Source organism: Streptococcus sp. DD04, from assembly GCF_001578725.1.
Lineage (GTDB): Bacteria > Bacillota > Bacilli > Lactobacillales > Streptococcaceae > Streptococcus > Streptococcus sinensis.
Window position 1 is genome coordinate 1 of the sequence record NZ_KQ968996.1, and the last position, 588, is coordinate 588.

A 588-nucleotide genomic window follows, 5' to 3' on the forward strand; every position below is an offset into this window, starting at 1 on the left:
TTTTGTCCGTAGTGGTTTCTGTTACCAGTAAGCCTGCTTTTTTGGCTTGTTCCATGAGTTGGTCCACTTCTTTGGTTGAAGCAGATAGGCTAGATTGTCCATCTTTGACAGCTTTTTCACGGTTTGCGCTTGTTTCCTCATAGGCTTTTTGATTCGCCTCTTGTTTAGCTTGTGCTTCTTTTACTGCCTGATCCTGTTTATTCAGGTCAGTTAGAACCTCAGAAGTTTTTTCAGAAGCGTTTCCGTCATTGATAACGACTTCTTTTGTATCACCTTCTTTAACAGCAACCCCTGCCTCTTTAGCAGAAGAAACACTATCTTTTAAAGTTGCTTGTGCACCATCTACCGCTTTTACCGCTTGATCTTGTGTGGCATTAGCTGGAACAGCTGTTGGAATATCGCTTTTCACTTCTGGTTGTGCTTGAACTGGTGTAGTTTCAGGAGTAGCGACTTTAGGGGCTGCTAGCGCAACCAGTCCTGTAGCTGGTTGTACTGGAGTAGCGGTTGTCTCATCAGCTGAAACAGTGGCTGCCCCCATCAAAACTGTAGCAGCTGCTAGAGCAATACCATATTTAGCCAATAGGGCTG

Annotated in this window: 1 pseudogene; it reads right to left on the bottom strand. The window is 44.6% G+C overall.

Annotated elements, in window-relative coordinates:
* Positions 1 to 588, bottom strand: a pseudogene (locus STRDD04_RS11205) (hypothetical protein); the annotation flags it as partial.